Below are 16,295 nucleotides of genomic sequence, written 5' to 3'. Positions count from 1 at the left end.
AGGAAGGAAGTAACATCATGAAATCTCAAAAAGGAGTTACCGTTGTATTTCAACCAGAAGGCCGTAAAGCTGTTGTGAACCGTGGCATTTCGTTATTAGAGGCTGCTCGTAAAGCAGGAGTGCCAATAACAACTAGATGCGGAGGCAAAGCAGGCTGTCTGATGTGCAAGGTTACAGTCGCGAAGGAAGAGGCTGCTGCAGTAAGGCCTCCCGGTGATATTGAGCGGCGTAAGCTTGGATCGGCCTTAGAAGAAGGAACGCGTCTGGCCTGTCAGGCTGCCGTATGGAGCGACGTAACCGTTCAGGTGCCGGAAGATCCACTGAAGGCTGCGGTGCGCCGTAAGCTTGAAGCAGCGCGGCGTGGGGAAGAAGATGAGCTGTGGTAGCGTAAGAATGTCACCGTGGGAGGGACTCGGTTGGAGTTTATAGGATATAAAATGAAACTGAAGGCAGGGGCCAAGCTTTTGCTAGGGATGGTATCGCTCGCGCTTACGCTTTCGGGCTGTCTATACCCAGGTGAAGAGAAGCGGGCTAGTGTTAATTATCGGGAAAGTGTTAAACGGATACAAGCAGCCGTTGATGATTATCAACAGGAGGAAGGGGTACTGCCCATTCTTAATGCGGATGAAACTACTCCAAGGTATGAGAAGTTCCGTATCGACCTGGGGAAGCTGAATAATAAGGGATATTTGGATGATATACCGGCTACCGCCTTTGAGCAGGGTGGAAGTGCTTATTTTCTTATTTTGAATGAGGAAATTGATCCTGTGGTGAAGGTGATGGACCTTGTTACGGTTCAAAAGGTGAATGACGTGCAACGACAGGTTAACCGCTATAAATCAGCTCATGGCGGCAACCTGCCTGTGCTTGATGAGCTATATCCCGGATTGTATACCATTAATCATAAGCAGGCGGGTACAAGCTCTATAACGTTAACTAGTGTCTATTCCGGTCAAGTTCTTGATTTTATCCTGGATAAGGATGGAACTGTCTACGTAGATTATGTTTTTGATATCATGGCTGCCGTCGATAAGAAGGGTGGAGAGCACGATAAGAATCAGGACTTGCGACTGGATCTGGAGGAAGCTTCATATTACGTTCCCGTGAAGTCTTTGCCGTATCTATGGATTAACAATCAGCCAATCCCGCAGCCTCCAAGTTAGAGTGAAAGTTTAAGAGCGTCTAAGCTTCGGTTTTATCCGGGGTATTAGGCGTTTTTTTGTTTATATCCTTTTACACCAAGTCCTGTAATCTCAGCATCCACTAAAAATAGTTCTATCAAAGAATCCTAGCTCATAAGATGGATGAGTAAGCTTCCGGGCGTCAGACGCCTTGCGGCGCGCAGACTTAACTTTTTTGAAATTACATTGGGAAATGCGCGAATACGGGTCATAAATTCGTTCCGGATACATATGATGATACTAGTCCAAATGCATGTCCGAGCATTCGGAGTTTAGCGCGGGGCAAGTACGTCCCGGTCGAAAGCAGCTAGGCTTCGGGCGGGCATACGATAAGTCCGGTTGATGTCCTGCAAGGGTCAGATTACCGGCGGAACGCGAAGTCGATGCTCTTCAGGCATTTTTTCTTCGGAGTAATATGAGGAGGGGATCTCTTTTGGAAAAAGTGGATATTTTCAAGGACATTGCCGAGCGTACCGGCGGAGACATTTATCTTGGCGTCGTCGGCGCGGTTCGCACGGGGAAATCGACATTTATCAAGCGCTTCATGGAAACAATTGTCCTGCCAAACATCACGAATGAGGCTGATCGAGTAAGAGCTGTGGATGAGCTTCCGCAAAGCGCAGCAGGCAAAACGATTATGACGACAGAACCGAAGTTTGTGCCTAACAACGCAGTCCAAATCAAGGTTGCGGAAGGGCTTGAGGTTAATGTTCGTCTGGTAGACTGTGTGGGTTACGCTGTAGAAGGTGCAAAAGGCTACGAGGATGAAAATGGACCACGAATGATCTCTACACCTTGGTTTGAAGAGCCTATTCCTTTTCAGGAAGCGGCAGAAATCGGGACACGTAAGGTTATTCAGGAGCATTCAACGCTAGGTGTAGTGGTAACAACAGATGGTACGATTGCAGAAATTCCGCGGAACTCTTACGTGGACTCTGAAGAGCGCGTCATTGCAGAGCTGAAGGAAGTGGGTAAGCCATTTGTGCTTGTCATTAACTCCACCCGGCCACGCAGTGAGGAAGCGCAGCAGCTCCGTAACGAGCTAGCCATCAAATACGATATCCCAGTTATGACGTTAAGCGCCGCAAACATGAGCGAAGATGACGTAACTGGTGTGCTGCGGGAAGTGCTTTATGAATTCCCAGTGCATGAAGTAAATGTAAACCTGCCAAGCTGGGTTATGGTGCTTGGAGAAAACCACTGGCTGCGTAGTAGTTATGAGAACTCCGTTCGCGATACGGTAAAAGACATTCGCCGCTTGCGGGATGTTGACCGCCTCGTATCTCAGTTCACCGAATATGACTTTATTGATAAAGCTGGCCTAAGTGGTATGAACATGGGTCAGGGCGTAGCAGAGATCGACCTGTATGCTCCAGAAGAGCTGTACGATCAAGTTCTGATGGAAGTGGTCGGGGTTGAGATCCGCGGTAAAGATCATTTGCTCCAGCTTATGCAGGAGTTCTCGCATGCGAAACGAGAATACGACCGATTCTCAGAAGCATTGGAAATGGTCAAGACTACAGGTTATGGTATCGCGGCTCCATCCTTAGCCGAAATGGCGCTCGACGAGCCAGAACTGATACGTCAGGGCTCTCGCTTCGGGGTTCGCTTAAAGGCTACTGCACCGTCCATTCATATGATTCGGGTGGATGTGGAGTCTGAATTCTCGCCAATCATCGGAACGGAAAAGCAAAGCGAAGAGCTGGTTCGTTATCTGATGCAGGACTTTGAGAATGATCCTATTAAGATTTGGGAATCCGATATTTTTGGCCGCTCCCTGCACTCCATTGTTAGAGAAGGCATTCAAGGCAAGATAGCTATGATGCCGGATAATGCACGCTACAAGCTGCAAGAAACGCTTGGCCGCATTATTAACGAGGGTTCCGGCGGACTTATTGCAATTATTCTCTAAGCTGAATATAAATAAATTCAAAGAGTGGGAGAAATCCTGCTCTTTTTATTTGTATATATCCTAAAACTTGATTCCTAGTTCCTATAATAACGGTGAATCTGACTCAATTATTCTGATGAAATAAAGACCTAAACTGCTCCTATAGGTCTAACAAATTAGATCGAATTTAGATAAATATGCACGGATAGATGATAATTTCTGCTCCTTTTTTGAGTAACAGCTTGAATTTATGGATGGGCTGTATTACTATAAGTTTGTTGCGCTTCAAGGTCTAAGGGCGCCAAAGTTAAGTTTTAAACGGGATTATCACGTATATTTTACGTTGAAACGGAAACAGTGTATGATACCGGAGAATTTACTCAGGGAGGTGAGAAAACATGAATAAATCAGATTTGATCAATGTAGTTACAGAAGCAACTGAACTTCCCAAGAAGGATGCTACTAAAGCTGTAGATGCGGTTTTCGAAGCAATTACAGAAGCACTGCAAAGCGGTGATAAAGTACAACTGGTTGGATTCGGAAACTTTGAAGTGCGTGAGCGTTCTGCACGTAAAGGCCGTAACCCGCAAACTGGTGAAGAAATCGAAATTCCTGCAAGCAAGGTACCGGCATTCAAACCCGGTAAGGCGCTGAAAGACGGAATCAAATAAAGATTTCTACATACCTATCCCATAGTCTTTTAAGAACAACTATGCCGCCCTCCAAGGCGGCATTTGTTTTTTGAAATACTATGAACTGTATAATAGGTTTAGAGGAGGATGAGTGATGATGGATAAAAATACGGGTACTACTCCGCTTCCAACGGGCAGCGACTATATTGTGGTTAAAGCTAAAGATAATGGCGTTCAGGTCATTGGGCTAACCAGAGGTACAGATACACGTTTTCATCATACAGAGAAGCTGGATAAGGGCGAGGTATTGATTGCCCAGTTTACTGATCATACCTCAGCGATGAAGATTCGCGGTAAGGCTGAAATATGGACAAAGCACGGACAATTGGAAAGTGAAAGCTGAAAAGCAGGCATAGCCTGCTTTTTTTCAAAATATAGTAAAGATAAATGATCGTATTAGCTAAGAGTGGGAATTATGGATAAGGAGGCGTGTTCATGAACAAGGCCTGGTGGGTCGGAGCCGTATTACTCTTGACTGCAACCTCTGCTGTAATATTGCCCAAAGTGGCAGATATGGATTCTACCTTACAGCAACGCAATGGTGCAGTAGAGACTTTTACTGGCGGCCATAACACAGTGCTAGACAACGATAATCTTGTTGATGTTCTTGGCGCACTTCCATTGACCTTATCCATTGATAGCGTAGGCTGGGAGGATCACGTTCTGTCACTGGATTTAAAAGTGAGCGGAAATGATCATGAACCCCAGGAGCTTTATCGAAATATGGCGCAGGCTATTTCTTTTGCTTTTCAAGAAACCTCGAATGTGGATCAGCTTTTGCTGCGCATCGTGGTCATGGATAAATGGCTGGATAGCCGCCGGCTGCTGCTAGCAGGGGATATCAGACGCACGGAGTGGTCGGCTGAACTCCAGAATGAACTTCAGTCTGCGGGTAATCTCCCCATATCCGAGCGACTCAAGACGGGCTTCCGTATTAGTGAGACTGAGCTCTGGAAGAAGCAGTTCATTTATCCTTGAGAAGAATAAAAGAAACTCAGTCGTACCACAGTGCGTGACAAAAAAACATGTGATATAATAGACAAGATTGTGAACAAAGGAATTATTATTAATGTCAATGGCTTCGGAGGCTGAAATGAAACCGTACTGCATACCGCAACTGGCAAAACCCTACACCGACTACGACATGATTCAGAAGCATACGGATTTGCCGCCGTTTTCTGATGGCCGGGGTCATTTGTTATATATTTTTCTAAACCATGGATCTTCTGTTAAAGGAAATGCTGGTGAGTTGTATACGCTCGTAACAGCACTTATTCAACTTGGACTAGATACACATGAGGTAATTGACCGCTCGAATGATAGACGCGGTGGAGATCCTATGCGTTCCCGTCAATTAAAGGTATTGGCTGGCGATTATTTCAGTAGCTGGTTTTACCATCTGCTTGCAAAGAGTGATCAAATTGAGATGGTTGGAATCTTGAGTAAGGCGATTGCTGATTTCAATGTCTTGAAAGCGAACCTCTATGTGAAGATGAGAGGAATCCGTCTTTCGGCTGAACAATACTTGCGGCACATGGTACAGCTCAATATGCGGCTGTTCCTTTCTTTTACGCCCATGATCGAGAATTCCTTAGTGGAGTTGTGGGAGAAGTTATTGACAGAATTCAGTCAGTGCGAAACTGTTGCCATAGAGCTTCAGCGTTGTGATAACCTTGAGAATGCTAGCAATGGTTATTGCTACTGGAAGATGCTGGAGTCAGCGACAGAGGAAGAACGCAAACAGCTTCAAGACCAGAACCTTGATCAGAAGGACTGGAAGATGCTGAAGATGAAATATAAATGTGATTCTCTGCTGACGGACAAGCTCCATCAGTCGATTCAGTCGATTCAGGGACTATTACAAAGCGTTAAAGACGAAAGCCTGCTTAGAGAGCTTGAGATAGCGCTGGATCGTATTCTCCTGCAGATGAAAGTCTCAGGACAAGCAGCCGTGGAGGGTTAGTGGATGACTATGGACAAAACTACAACTGCTGTGGGTGATAACAGCAAGCCGAAGGAACAGTTTGTGCACTCGGTGTTTGAGAGTATTGCAGGTAAATATGATTTGATGAATGATATCTTAAGCTTTCGCCGCCATAAGGCTTGGCGCAAGTTCACGATGAAGAAGATGGGCATGAAGCGCGGGGATTCAGCTGTAGACTTATGCTGCGGCACTTGCGATTGGAGCATTGCCTTGGCAGAAGCCACACAGACAGGGAATGTGATAGGACTTGACTTTAGTGCTGGCATGCTTGAAGTGGGGCGCCGTAAGGTGGAGGAGCGCAAGCTTCAGGACCGGATCTCTCTCGTACAGGGCAATGCTATGGAGTTGCCTTTTGAAGACAACGCATTCGATTATGCAACGATTGGTTTTGGACTCCGCAACGTACCGGATCTTGTTCAAGTGCTGAACGAGATGAAACGCGTGGTAAAACCCGGAGGAATGGTGGTCTGCCTGGAGCTTTCCAAGCCGATGAAACAACCGTTTAAAGGTATCTATTTCTTTTATTTTCAGCGTGTACTTCCATTGCTGGGCAAGTTATTCGCTAAAAGGTATGAGCAATACAAATGGCTGCCAGAATCGCTGGCGCTGTTCCCTGACCGGGAGCAATTAGCTGCTATTTTCCGTGAAACCGGACTGCAAAAAGTGGAATCCTTCCCCTTGACCGGAGGCATCGCGGCATTACATATTGGGCTCAAGGAGAACGGGAATGTTTAAGAAAATCGGTATCTTTTTACAAATGATCAAGTTTGAACATACGGTATTTGCTTTACCTTTTGCTTTTATGGGCGCTTTACTTGGTTCCGTTGTCATGTCTGGCACGCTACCTTCCTGGAGCCAGATTGGTTGGATCGTAGTGGCTATGTTTGGGGCACGGAGCGCTGCTATGGGGCTGAATCGACTGATTGACCGGATAAGTGATGCTAAGAATCCTCGCACAGCGGGAAGGGCTATTCCTGCAGGATTATTGAAGATCGGTGAAGTCGTCATTTTTATTGGCATTTCGTTTTTCTTACTCTTTTGGGCAGCCTTTAAGCTGAATCCTTTGTCGGCCAAGCTCTTGCCAATCGCAGTTTTCCTTCTTGTTATTTATTCATTTACGAAGCGCTTTACATGGGCTTGCCATCTTATCCTCGGTCTGACCATTGCGCTTGCACCTTTAGGCGGTTGGGTAGCTGTGACCGGTAGCGTGAATTGGACTTCAATGGTATTTTACTTCACTATTGTGTTTTGGACTGCAGGTTTTGATGTAATTTATTCTTGTCAGGATGTTGAGTTTGATCTAAAAGAGGGCTTGAAGTCCATTCCGGTTCGGTTCGGGGTTCAAGGTGCACTCATTATTGCCCGCGTATTTCACATTCTCACGGCGATTGGATTCGTATCGTTGCTGTTTATGACGGATTTAAGCTGGTGGTATGTAGCAGGCATGATCATCGCATATATTATTCTCTTTTATGAGCATTACATTGTATCTCCGAGTGACCTGAGCCGTCTGCAGACTGCTTTTTTCACTATGAACGGCGTATTGAGCATCGTAGTGTTCTCTTTCACTTTGATTGACTTGGTGGTGCAGTTCTACTAATGACGCTTACTAAACCGAAAAACATCGTGGTTGGAATTACAGGAGCAAGCGGTGCGATATATGGTGTTCGTCTAACTGAAACCTTGCTGTCACTAGGCTACTCCGTGCATTTGGTGGTTAGCAATGCGGGCTGGCGCGTATTTAAAGAAGAACTTGGCTATATCGCATCAGACCGGGAGGGCTTTTTGAACGAAAGGTTCAAAGGCTATCCCGGTTCTCTGCTTTATCATCCAGTTGCGGATATCGGCGCATCCATTGCAAGTGGTTCGTTTCGTGTGGAAGGGATGATTATTATGCCTTGCTCTATGGGAACATTGTCCGCGGTAGCGAATGGGACCTCTGATAATCTGATGACACGTGCTGCTGACGTTATGCTCAAGGAAGGACGCCCACTGGTGCTTGTTCCTCGTGAGACTCCACTGCATGCCATTCATCTAGAGAATATGTTGAAGCTGTCCCGTCTGGGAGTTCGGATGATTCCCGCAATGCCGGCTTTTTATTTCGGGCCGCAAAGTATGGATGATCTGATTGATTTCATGGTGGGCAAAGTGCTTGACAGCTTTAATATTGAACACAATTTATTTCGAAGATGGGGGGATTGAAAGGATGGACAATAACAGCCACACCATCATCGGCAAAATCAGCTATACCAACTCATGGCCGGTATTTCACAATTTTCATCCCTCTGCATTAAAATATCCTGCAGAGATGGTGAGTGAGGTACCTGCCATTCTTAATCAGGGGATGAGCCGTGGAACTATTCATGTAGGTGCTTTATCCTCTTTTGCTTATGCTGAGGCCAGTGACAAATTATTACTACTACCTGATTTATCGGTTAGCGCGGACGGTCCTGTGAGATCAATATTCCTTTTTTCCAGGGTGCCATTTGCTCAGATTGGTAGCGGTAAGATTGCTGTTACGAATACTTCTGCAACCTCGGTAAATTTGCTGAAAATTTTAATGGAAAAAGCTTTTGGCAATAAACCGGAATATATTAGCGCTAATCCTGATTTGGATGCCATGATGCATGAAGCGGATGCCTGCTTATTAATTGGTGATAATGCTATTAAAGCCTCATGGCAGGATCAAGGTTATATCGTTACTGATCTAGCTGAGGTTTGGAAGGAATGGACGGGCTTAGGGATGACCTTTGCGGTCTGGGCAGTGAACCGAAAGGCTGCTGAGGACAAACCGGAGGCTATTTCTGAGATTGCAGAGGCTTTTGCCGAGAGTAAAATGCGGGGATTGAGAGATTTAGATCCTATTGTACAAGCAGCTTGTTCTAACATTGGAGGAACAAAGTCTTATTGGGAAGGGTACTTCCGCAATTTATGTTATGATTTTGGAGAAAGGCAGCAGCAAGGTTTGAACCTCTATTTCCGCTATGCCTATGAGATGGGCCTGCTGCCGCAGGAAGTGAAGATGGAGATTTGGAGCCATAAACTGTTGACACGGGTGAAAGAATGAAACGACTGCAAATATTCGGATTACTGAACAGAGATATGGATCAGATTGAAAAAGAGCTGTACCGTAGTGTACAGGGGGATGACGATCTGCTTACAGAAACCTCCCTGCATTTATTAAAGGCAGGCGGCAAAAGATTACGTCCCGTATTTGTCCTGATGGGCGGGAAATTCGGTAAGTATGATCTGGAAAAGCTGAAACGGGTGGCGATACCGTTAGAGTTGATCCATAGCGCTTCACTGGTCCATGATGATGTGATCGACGATGCAGAATTGCGCCGTGGTGAACTCACCGTAAAAGCAAAATGGGGCGATAAAATTGCCATGTACACTGGTGACTACATATATGCAAAAGCGCTGGTAATGACTACGGAGCTGAAGAATCCACGAATTCATCAAATTCTGTCTAAGGCGATGATCGAAATGTCGATCGGAGAGATGGAGCAGATTCGTGACTTTTTCAACAGTGAGCAAAGTGTACGTCATTATCTACGGCGTATCCGCCGCAAAACAGCCCTGCTGATTGCAGTTAGCTGCCAACTCGGCGCACTTGCTGCTGAGGCAGATCCAGAAGTAGCTCGCCTGCTTTATAATTATGGATATAACGTGGGTATGGCGTTCCAGATTCGTGATGATTTACTGGATCTCTCAGGCACAGAGAAACAGATTGGTAAACCTCCGGGCAGTGATATGCGTCAAGGAAACATTACACTTCCAGTGATTTATAGTCTTGAGGATGAGCGGCTGCGCGAGTCATTGCTTGAGGAACTGAAGTCTATACGTGAGGGCCATAGCACGGTAGGACGTGCGATTGATCTTATACTTTCCGGAGACGGAATCGCCCGCTCTGAGGAGCTCGCTTCACGTTATATTGACAAGGCGCTGGCGGCGCTGGAACAATTGCCTAATAATAAGACTAAGCGCAATCTGCGTGATATTGCTTATTTTATAACAGGAAGAAGTTATTGATCTTCTGGTGAGATTGAAATTAAACGTTTCCAGAAAGCAATGTTTCTGTTAAGATAGCGTCAAAACAACCCTTCAAATGGGAAAATGGAGAGTGCTTCTATGGAAAAGACGTATCTGATGGTCAAGCCTGATGGAGTTCAACGTGGATTAATAGGGCGTATTGTTACCCGCTTTGAGGATAAGGGGTTTAAATTGGTCGCTGCTAAGCTGATTACAGTTAGTGAGGATCAAGCGAAAAGACATTATGCTGAGCATGCAGGCAAAGACTTTTTTTCGGAGCTGGTCTCTTTCATCACTTCAGGTCCAGTGTTTGCAATGGTATGGGAAGGCGATGATGTTGTAACGTTATCCCGGACACTCATAGGCAAGACAAAAGTTGGAGAAGCTCTGCCAGGCACGATTCGTGGCGACTTTGCCAGCCATACACCACTTAATCTAATTCATGGATCAGACTCGCCTGAAAGTGCAGAACGGGAAATTGCTAATTTCTTTGCTCCAGATGAACTGAATCAGTATAACAAAGACATCGCAGTCTGGATGTAAGGTCCAGGTGGGAGGCAGGGGATTAACATGTCTGATCGTAATGTTGCAGCATTAACAACAGATCCGGATTATAGCGGATTTATTCACAACGTTAAACAAAGCACCGGAATTGATCTGGCTCAATATAAAGAAGCGCAGATGAAGCGGCGTTTGACGACTCTTCGGATGAAGAATGGGTATCATACCTTCAGTGATTTTTTTGCAGCGATGATGAAAAATAAGGACTTATTTCATGAATTTTTAGATCGAATGACGATCAATGTCTCTGAGTTCTGGCGGAATCCGAATCGCTGGGAAGTTTTGCGGGATATTATCCTACCTGACCTCCAGCAGTCGGGCCGCAAATTAAAGCTGTGGAGCGCGGCGTGTTCCACTGGCGAAGAGCCTTACACGCTGGCTATGATTTTGTCGGACAAGAATATATTGGCGCAGACAGGCATTCTTGCCACTGACATTGATGATGGCGCTTTATCCAAAGCAAAGCAAGGTCTTTATTTGGAACGTTCTTTAAAGGATGTGCCGAAAGACGTGGCAGCACGTTACTTTACACCGGAAGGCCCTGTTTTCAAGGTCAGCGATTCACTTAAGAAAAACATAGATTTCCGCAAACAGAATCTGCTCTTGGACAAGTTCGACGAAGGTTTTGATCTTATTATTTGTCGCAATGTAATGATCTATTTTACTGAAGAGGCGAAGAACAAGCTCTATCATAAGTTTTCGGCTAGCTTACGTCCGGGTGGTTATTTGTTTGTGGGCAGCACAGAGCAAATCTTTACACCGGCTCAATACGGTTTTGAATCGACGGAAACTTTTTTCTATCGTAAAAAATAAATATTTTTTGCTCCTTCGCCATTAACTTCAAAGGTATACTTTCGCAAAAGTTCAGTGATACTGGATAGTAGAATCTGTACGCTAAGTGAAAGGAAAGTTAAACCGATGGACAAAAGCAAGGTCATTGCCGCGTACAAACGAGGCTTTATCACCGTTCGTGAGTGCGGGCAAATTCTCGGTGTGGAAGAAATGCAATTGGAGCGCCTTCTGCAGCTGGAAGAGCGTAAGTCTACATTCCCTCCACCAAGTCAGCGGCTCGGCAGCTAACAAGCTGAGGACCCAGCCGAGGAGCGCCATTCATACTCTTAAGGGTATGGATGGCGCTTTTTATTTCGATATACATAGAGTGTTTCTAGGGAGAGCCCTTTCTTGTCAAAGCGGATTCCCTATACTATAATGAGCAAAGATCATAGGATTTTAGCGGTTTACAGTTTAAAAGTATAAAAGGGGGAAGACATCATGAGTTTACGCTATTTAACAGCGGGGGAAACGCACGGCCCCCAGCTAACGGCTATTATTGAGGGATTGCCAAGTAATTTAACTTTGGATTTTGAAGAGCTTAACTTTCAATTGCATCGTCGACAAAAGGGATACGGACGTGGACGCCGCATGCAGATTGAGAAAGATACGGCACAAATAGTCGGTGGAGTACGTCACGGCTATACTACAGGTGCTCCGGTAGCCTTGGTAGTAGAGAACAAGGATTGGACTCACTGGAAGAACATAATGAATATTGAACCTATTCCAGGCAGTGATGAAGAAAAACGCCGGGTAAATCGGCCGCGTCCTGGACATGCAGATTTGAATGGTGGATTGAAGTACAATCATACGGATCTTCGCAATGTTCTGGAGCGCTCCAGTGCCCGCGAAACAGCAGCCAGAGTTGCATGTGGCGCTGTAGCCAGACAGCTGCTGGCAGCTTTTGGTGTGAAAGTAGCAGGTCAAGTCATTCGTATTGGTGAAATCGAGGCACCTGCTAATGATCTGCCTATCGATGAGCTGATTGAACGCACAGAACAGTCCTCTGTCAGAGTTGTCGACAAAGAAACGGAACAGAAAATGGAGGCTTACATAGATCAAATCAAGGAAGAGGGCGACTCCATCGGTGGAATCGTTGAATGTATCGTCGAAGGACTGCCCATCGGACTTGGCAGCTATGTACAGTCGGACCGGAAGCTGGACGGGGCGATCGCTGGGGCAGTGATGTCGATTAATGCCTTCAAAGGCGTTGAAATCGGCATTGGGTTTGAAGCAGGTAAATTGCGTGGATCGCAAGTCCATGATGAAATTATGTATGAAGCTTCTAAAGGATACTATCGCGCAAGCAATCGTTTAGGCGGTTTTGAAGGCGGGATGACGAATGGTATGCCGATAGTGGTTCGTGGTGTTATGAAGCCTATTCCTACCTTGTATAAGCCACTTCAAAGTGTAGATATCGATACGAAAGAACCTTTTACAGCTCAAGTAGAACGTTCGGATGCATGTGCAGTTCCAGCGGCATGTGTGGTTCTGGAAAGCGTAGTGGCATGGGAAGTTGCCAAAGCTTTTCTTGATAAATTCGGCGGGGATTCTCTCGAAGAAATTAAAGCGAACTATGAAAACTATCTTGCACAATTGGAGAGTTATTAATCATGCGTACGATCAATGTAGATTTAGGAGATCGTTCTTATCCAATTCACATCGGTAGTGGTCTGCTGCAGAACATTGGCCAGTACTGTGCTGAGGCTGGACTGTCCACTCGCAGCCCACTACTGGTTGTGAGTGATAGTGAAGTAGCTCCACTGTATTTACCGTCGCTTGAAGAAGCTCTACGTCAGCAAGGCTATACCGTAGTCAGCCACATTATGCCGGCAGGGGAAGCATCCAAATCATTAACCGTGTATGAAGAGGTTATGACGACCGCGATTCAAGCGGGACTGGATCGCAACTCAGCTGTGTTGGCTTTAGGTGGCGGGGTTGTTGGTGATTTAGCTGGTTTTGTAGCAGCTACCTACATGCGCGGAATAGGATTTCTACAAATTCCAACGACGATTCTAGCCCATGACAGCAGCGTAGGCGGCAAAGTGGCTGTCAATCATCCACTAGCCAAAAATATGGTTGGTGCGTTCTATCAACCTTCGCTGGTGCTTTACGATTTGGATACCCTTCGCACGCTTCCGCCACGCCAAGTCTCTTCTGGCCTGGCTGAAGTAGTGAAGCATGGTCTGATTATGGACAAAGAATTCGCATATTGGTGCCGTGAACATGCTGATGAGCTGCTTGCTCTGAATGCTGAAGCACTCGGCTATGCCCTTGAGCGCGGTTGTGCAATCAAGGCTCATGTCGTAGCGAACGATGAACGTGAGCATGGACTTCGGGCGATTCTGAATTTAGGACATACGATCGGACATGCTATTGAAGCGGTTGGCGGATATGGCGTATTTTTGCACGGTGAAGCGATTGCGATTGGTATGGCGGGTTCGGCGCTGCTGGCTGTAAAGCTTGGACATGATCGATCCATTTATGAGGATACAGTATCTATGTTATCTGCACTTTCATTGCCTATACAGCTTCCTTCTGAATATGATGAAGAGGAGCTAATGGAAGCAATGATGCATGATAAGAAATTCAAAGAAGGCAGAATGACTTTTATTGTGCCTGATGCCATAGGAGCCGTAAGCATTGTAAACGATGTACAGGAATCGCTTGTGCGAGAGGTTCTCGCAGAGCTTAAAAAGGAGGGGAAACCGTGGTAAATCGAGGGATTCGCGGAGCAACTACCGTGATTAATAACGAAGAAACAGAGATTTTGCGTGAAACCGTTGTGCTGCTGCGGGAGATCGTAGAACGTAATGATGTTATAGCTGAGGATATTAGCAATGTATGGATTACGATGACCAATGATCTGGATGCTACTTTTCCGGCAAGAGCCATTCGTGAGATTGAGGGCTGGGAAATGGTGCCACTTATGTGTTCAACGGAGATCCCTGTTAAAGGCAGTCTGCCGATGTGTATCCGGTTAATGGTGCAGTTTAATACGGATAAATCACAGCGTGAGATCCGCCATGTATATCTGAATGAAGCTCAGAAGCTTCGTCCGGATTTGTCGCAGAGTAAGTCTTAAATTTGAGTTGTGGGTTGTCAATGACCCTTGTCATCATGTATAGTGTAATTAGCCGAGTATAGAAGAGTTTAGTTGAGTTGAGATGAGTATAGTTGAGCAGAGTGCAAGAAATTTTTGCGAATATAAGAAAGTATAAGCTTTGTTCTATACATTCTTATATTTCACGCATATACGCTTACCGTCCTTATAAGGACGCTGAAGACGTTTATGCCTGATTAGCAGTTTTTGTGTACGCAGAGTCTTTATTTTGATATGTACTGGAGTGTTATTTCACATCCGTGATGTATCTTATTTAGAGATAAGTCTGTAGGCACAACATAACGATGCTGATCATTGCTCAAAAACATATACTTACTTACACAAACCCTCTACTTTGGTAGAGGGTTTTTCTGTGTTTCGGAAAGATTTATATAACTAAGGGGGCATCTAAAAATGACGAATCCGAGTGTTCAAGAGGTGGTAAAGCTGTCGCAGGATTATAATCTGATTCCTGTTGTGAAGCGGCTGCTGGCTGATATGGAAACACCTATCCGGTTATTCCAACGTTTTGCTGAACGTGACCGCGCGTTCTTACTAGAAAGTGTAGAGGGCGGCAAACAATGGGCCCGGTACTCGTTCATCGGCAGCGATCCCTTTTTAATGATATCGGGAAAAAAGGGTGCAATTAACGTAGAGATCGACGGTAAGAAAAAACAGCTGCATGGAAAGCCGATTGAGGAGCTTAAGGCGCTGCTTCGTTCATACCGTAGCCCTAAGCTGGATGAGATGCCGCCATTTACTGGAGGAGCTATCGGATTTTTTGGATATGATCTGCTGCAATATTATGAGAAGCTGCCTGAGCATCCAGTAGATGATCTCCAAATGGATGATATCCGGTTTATGTTCTGTGATCGCATCATTGTTTTTGATCATGTGAAACAACAAATTCTCCTAGTTGGCAACCTGCATGTTAAAGACGGTGATACGGACTCAGATATCAAATCTAATTACGAAAGCTTAAGTCGTAAGCTTGAGGATATGGCCGAAGAGCTGCAAAAGGAAGGGCCAAAGGAAAATGTGAACCGCCGCAGCATTCCGCAGGATATTGAGCTGGGTGAGATTCATTCCAACCTGACTAAAGAACAATATATCAACAACGTAGAACAAGCGAAGGAATACATTCGGGCTGGCGATATTTTTCAAGTGGTGTTGTCGCAGCGCCTGCATATTGAAACGGAGGTTTCTCCACTGCATGTATACCGGATGCTTAGGACGCTTAACCCATCTCCATATATGTATTATTTGAAAATGGATGAAGAGATTATTGTTGGAACCTCACCGGAAGCGCTCGTAAAGGTAGATGGAAACCGTGTGGAGACACGGCCGATTGCCGGAACAAGACCAAGAGGTGAAAGTGAAGCTTCGGATCGTGCTTACGCCGCGGAGCTGCTGGAGGATGAAAAAGAACGTGCAGAGCATTTGATGCTAGTTGATCTAGGTCGTAATGATTTAGGAAGAGTGTCCAAATTCGGTTCTGTAAAATGCGATTCCTTTATGGAAATTGAAAGATACTCTCATGTCATGCATATGGTATCGAATGTGTCAGGCACGCTTAGCGAGGATAAAGATTTCTTTGATGCCTTTCTCTCCTGTCTGCCAGCCGGTACTGTCTCAGGAGCACCTAAGCTACGGGCAATGGAGATTATTGCTGAATTGGAGCGAGAAGCCCGTGGTGCTTATGCGGGGGCGATTGGATATTTGGGATTCTCGGGAAATATGGATTCATGTATCACCATCCGTACAATCATCTTCCGTAAGGGCAGAGCATATGTGCAGGCTGGGGCGGGTATCGTTTGGGACTCGGTTCCGGAGAAAGAGTATGAAGAGACGGTGAATAAAGCGAAGGGCATGCTAAAAGCTATTCGTATGGCAGAGGCTATGTTCCCACCCGAGATAAAAGAGAAACAAGTCATCAATCAAGATTACATGTACACATATACCCCTGAACAGGTGGTTTGATTAATATAAAAGATTACATTAAGGCTGGGAGGATGAACAT

The 16,295-nt window shown here is 45.5% G+C and carries 19 protein-coding genes; all 19 read left to right on the top strand.

Annotated features, from left to right (window positions below; all coding sequences use genetic code 11):
* Nucleotides 1-17 precede the first annotated feature (17 nt).
* The 19 genes from NYE72_RS20890 to trpE all read left to right on the top strand — a co-directional run bounded on the left by NYE72_RS20890 (nucleotide 18) and on the right by trpE (nucleotide 16,255).
* A complete protein-coding gene (locus NYE72_RS20890; protein WP_036676220.1) occupies nucleotides 18-386 on the top strand; it encodes a 2Fe-2S iron-sulfur cluster-binding protein in 369 nt (122 codons plus the stop codon).
* Nucleotides 387-416: 30 nt separating this feature from the next.
* Complete coding sequence (locus NYE72_RS20885) at nucleotides 417-1,163, top strand: DUF3939 domain-containing protein (RefSeq protein ID WP_244886360.1); 747 nt, start codon at nucleotides 417-419, stop codon at nucleotides 1,161-1,163.
* A gap of 451 nt (nucleotides 1,164-1,614) precedes the next feature.
* Nucleotides 1,615-3,093: a stage IV sporulation protein A gene (gene spoIVA, locus NYE72_RS20880; RefSeq protein ID WP_036676222.1), complete on the top strand. Its 1,479-nt coding sequence runs from the start codon at nucleotides 1,615-1,617 to the stop codon at nucleotides 3,091-3,093.
* Nucleotides 3,094-3,470: 377 nt separating this feature from the next.
* Nucleotides 3,471-3,743 carry an HU family DNA-binding protein gene (locus NYE72_RS20875; protein ID WP_036676223.1) on the top strand — a complete coding sequence of 91 codons (273 nt, stop codon included), beginning with the start codon at nucleotides 3,471-3,473 and terminating at the stop codon, nucleotides 3,741-3,743.
* Nucleotides 3,744-3,858: 115 nt separating this feature from the next.
* Nucleotides 3,859-4,107, top strand: coding sequence for a trp RNA-binding attenuation protein MtrB (gene mtrB, locus NYE72_RS20870; protein WP_051490908.1), 249 nt, complete (start codon nucleotides 3,859-3,861; stop codon nucleotides 4,105-4,107).
* A 92-nt stretch (nucleotides 4,108-4,199) separates the two neighbouring features.
* Nucleotides 4,200-4,742: a hypothetical protein gene (locus NYE72_RS20865; RefSeq protein ID WP_038572433.1), complete on the top strand. Its 543-nt coding sequence runs from the start codon at nucleotides 4,200-4,202 to the stop codon at nucleotides 4,740-4,742.
* 91 nt (nucleotides 4,743-4,833) lie between these two features.
* Nucleotides 4,834-5,727 carry a heptaprenyl diphosphate synthase component 1 gene (locus NYE72_RS20860; protein ID WP_235219377.1) on the top strand — a complete coding sequence of 298 codons (894 nt, stop codon included), beginning with the start codon at nucleotides 4,834-4,836 and terminating at the stop codon, nucleotides 5,725-5,727.
* A 3-nt stretch (nucleotides 5,728-5,730) separates the two neighbouring features.
* Nucleotides 5,731-6,483 carry a demethylmenaquinone methyltransferase gene (locus tag NYE72_RS20855; RefSeq protein WP_094901689.1) on the top strand — a complete coding sequence of 251 codons (753 nt, stop codon included), beginning with the start codon at nucleotides 5,731-5,733 and terminating at the stop codon, nucleotides 6,481-6,483.
* Nucleotides 6,476-7,348: a UbiA-like polyprenyltransferase gene (locus NYE72_RS20850; RefSeq protein WP_036676227.1), complete on the top strand. Its 873-nt coding sequence runs from the start codon at nucleotides 6,476-6,478 to the stop codon at nucleotides 7,346-7,348. Before NYE72_RS20855 ends, NYE72_RS20850 begins: the two co-directional genes overlap by 8 nt.
* Complete coding sequence (locus NYE72_RS20845) at nucleotides 7,348-7,950, top strand: flavin prenyltransferase UbiX (protein WP_076223050.1); 603 nt, start codon at nucleotides 7,348-7,350, stop codon at nucleotides 7,948-7,950. Before NYE72_RS20850 ends, NYE72_RS20845 begins: the two co-directional genes overlap by 1 nt.
* A 4-nt stretch (nucleotides 7,951-7,954) precedes the next feature.
* Nucleotides 7,955-8,815, top strand: a complete 861-nt coding sequence (locus tag NYE72_RS20840; protein ID WP_076101474.1) for a menaquinone biosynthesis protein — start codon at nucleotides 7,955-7,957, stop codon at nucleotides 8,813-8,815.
* Nucleotides 8,812-9,780 carry a polyprenyl synthetase family protein gene (locus NYE72_RS20835; RefSeq protein ID WP_036676233.1) on the top strand — a complete coding sequence of 323 codons (969 nt, stop codon included), beginning with the start codon at nucleotides 8,812-8,814 and terminating at the stop codon, nucleotides 9,778-9,780. The genes NYE72_RS20840 and NYE72_RS20835 overlap by 4 nt, the downstream gene beginning before the upstream one ends.
* Nucleotides 9,781-9,879: 99 nt before the next feature.
* Complete coding sequence (gene ndk, locus NYE72_RS20830) at nucleotides 9,880-10,323, top strand: nucleoside-diphosphate kinase (RefSeq protein WP_036676234.1); 444 nt, start codon at nucleotides 9,880-9,882, stop codon at nucleotides 10,321-10,323.
* Nucleotides 10,324-10,350: 27 nt separating this feature from the next.
* Nucleotides 10,351-11,154, top strand: a complete 804-nt coding sequence (locus tag NYE72_RS20825; protein WP_339210382.1) for a protein-glutamate O-methyltransferase CheR — start codon at nucleotides 10,351-10,353, stop codon at nucleotides 11,152-11,154.
* A gap of 105 nt (nucleotides 11,155-11,259) precedes the next feature.
* Nucleotides 11,260-11,421, top strand: a complete 162-nt coding sequence (locus NYE72_RS20820; protein WP_169744788.1) for a hypothetical protein — start codon at nucleotides 11,260-11,262, stop codon at nucleotides 11,419-11,421.
* Nucleotides 11,422-11,613: 192 nt separating this feature from the next.
* On the top strand, nucleotides 11,614-12,783 hold the full coding sequence (gene aroC / locus NYE72_RS20815) for a chorismate synthase (protein WP_036676238.1): 1,170 nt from the start codon (nucleotides 11,614-11,616) through the stop codon (nucleotides 12,781-12,783).
* A 2-nt stretch (nucleotides 12,784-12,785) separates the two neighbouring features.
* On the top strand, nucleotides 12,786-13,889 hold the full coding sequence (aroB, locus tag NYE72_RS20810) for a 3-dehydroquinate synthase (protein WP_339210380.1): 1,104 nt from the start codon (nucleotides 12,786-12,788) through the stop codon (nucleotides 13,887-13,889).
* Nucleotides 13,883-14,257: a chorismate mutase gene (aroH, locus tag NYE72_RS20805; protein WP_036676241.1), complete on the top strand. Its 375-nt coding sequence runs from the start codon at nucleotides 13,883-13,885 to the stop codon at nucleotides 14,255-14,257. The genes aroB and aroH overlap by 7 nt, the downstream gene beginning before the upstream one ends.
* A gap of 432 nt (nucleotides 14,258-14,689) precedes the next feature.
* On the top strand, nucleotides 14,690-16,255 hold the full coding sequence (trpE, locus tag NYE72_RS20800; RefSeq protein ID WP_036676243.1) for an anthranilate synthase component I: 1,566 nt from the start codon (nucleotides 14,690-14,692) through the stop codon (nucleotides 16,253-16,255).
* Nucleotides 16,256-16,295 lie beyond the last annotated feature (40 nt).

The organism is Paenibacillus sp. FSL L8-0333 (assembly GCF_037965665.1).
Taxonomy (GTDB): Bacteria; Bacillota; Bacilli; order Paenibacillales; family Paenibacillaceae; genus Paenibacillus_AQ; species Paenibacillus_AQ odorifer.
The sequence above is the reverse complement of the archived record's forward strand: the minus strand, read 5'-3'. Positions and strand labels throughout refer to the sequence as shown.

Bases quoted from the DNA above. Each gene is read 5' to 3' on its own strand.
- NYE72_RS20875 (WP_036676223.1), top strand. From the start codon at position 3,471: ATGAATAAATCAGATTTGATCAATGTAGTTACAGAAGCAACTGAACTT.
- NYE72_RS20820 (WP_169744788.1), top strand. From the start codon at position 11,260: ATGGACAAAAGCAAGGTCATTGCCGCGTACAAACGAGGCTTTATCACC.
- NYE72_RS20835 (WP_036676233.1), top strand. From the start codon at position 8,812: ATGAAACGACTGCAAATATTCGGATTACTGAACAGAGATATGGATCAG.
- NYE72_RS20845 (WP_076223050.1), top strand. From the start codon at position 7,348: ATGACGCTTACTAAACCGAAAAACATCGTGGTTGGAATTACAGGAGCA.
- ndk (WP_036676234.1), top strand. From the start codon at position 9,880: ATGGAAAAGACGTATCTGATGGTCAAGCCTGATGGAGTTCAACGTGGA.
- NYE72_RS20865 (WP_038572433.1), top strand. From the start codon at position 4,200: ATGAACAAGGCCTGGTGGGTCGGAGCCGTATTACTCTTGACTGCAACC.
- NYE72_RS20825 (WP_339210382.1), top strand. From the start codon at position 10,351: ATGTCTGATCGTAATGTTGCAGCATTAACAACAGATCCGGATTATAGC.
- mtrB (WP_051490908.1), top strand. From the start codon at position 3,859: ATGATGGATAAAAATACGGGTACTACTCCGCTTCCAACGGGCAGCGAC.
- trpE (WP_036676243.1), top strand. From the start codon at position 14,690: ATGACGAATCCGAGTGTTCAAGAGGTGGTAAAGCTGTCGCAGGATTAT.
- NYE72_RS20850 (WP_036676227.1), top strand. From the start codon at position 6,476: ATGTTTAAGAAAATCGGTATCTTTTTACAAATGATCAAGTTTGAACAT.
- NYE72_RS20855 (WP_094901689.1), top strand. From the start codon at position 5,731: ATGACTATGGACAAAACTACAACTGCTGTGGGTGATAACAGCAAGCCG.
- NYE72_RS20890 (WP_036676220.1), top strand. From the start codon at position 18: ATGAAATCTCAAAAAGGAGTTACCGTTGTATTTCAACCAGAAGGCCGT.
- NYE72_RS20860 (WP_235219377.1), top strand. From the start codon at position 4,834: ATGTCAATGGCTTCGGAGGCTGAAATGAAACCGTACTGCATACCGCAA.
- NYE72_RS20840 (WP_076101474.1), top strand. From the start codon at position 7,955: ATGGACAATAACAGCCACACCATCATCGGCAAAATCAGCTATACCAAC.
- aroB (WP_339210380.1), top strand. From the start codon at position 12,786: ATGCGTACGATCAATGTAGATTTAGGAGATCGTTCTTATCCAATTCAC.
- aroC (WP_036676238.1), top strand. From the start codon at position 11,614: ATGAGTTTACGCTATTTAACAGCGGGGGAAACGCACGGCCCCCAGCTA.